This window comes from Aminobacter sp. P4_D5, from assembly GCF_056401815.1.
In genome coordinates this window covers 1-633 of record NZ_JBFUIP010000911.1, presented here as the reverse complement: position 1 = coordinate 633, position 633 = coordinate 1, and the positions used below count along the sequence as shown (strand labels likewise).

Annotated in this window: 1 protein-coding gene; it reads left to right on the top strand. The window is 71.9% G+C overall.

Annotated features, from left to right (window positions below):
- Positions 1 to 485: isocitrate lyase/phosphoenolpyruvate mutase family protein (locus tag AC1DWF_RS35745; RefSeq protein ID WP_476843193.1), on the top strand; the 485-nt coding region annotated here is incomplete at its 5' end.
- Positions 486 to 633 lie beyond the last annotated feature (148 nt).

The window sequence follows — 633 nt, the reverse complement described above, 5'->3', positions numbered from 1 at the left end:
GCATCGAGGACACGACCGCCAATCCCGCAGACCCCATCCACGGCTTCGACGCGGCGGTCGCCCGCATCAAGGCGGCGGCCAAGGCCGCGAAGGGCAGGATCGTCCTGACGGGGCGGACCGACAACTTCATCAATGGCCGCCCCGACCTGGACGACACCATCCGCCGCCTCCAGGCCTTCGCCGAGGTCGGCGCGGACGTGCTCTACGCGCCTGGCCTGCCCGACATGGCCGCCATCGAGGCGGTGGTGAAGGCGGTGGCGCCGAAGCCCGTGAACGTGGTCTTCGGCCCGCGCAGCGGCCCGGTGCCGCTCTCCGTGCTCGAAGCGGCCGGCGTGCGCCGCGTCTCGCTCGGCGGCTCGCTTTACCGTGTCGCCATGGGCGCGACCGTCGATGCCGCGAAGCGGCTCAGGGCCGGCGATTTCGATTTCATGGGCGGCACGCCGACCAGCGCCGAGGTCACGAAACTGTTGCCGCCGCTGCCCTGACTTCCCCCGTTGCGCTGCGCCGCGGGCTCTGGTCTCGTAGCGCGAGATGAGCGAGACGGCCCCGAAAGGGGGAACCTCTGACGGCGAAGACCTGGAGGCGTGGATTGGCTTCCCCGATCCGCCGCACCGGCTCCGCACGGGCCGGGCC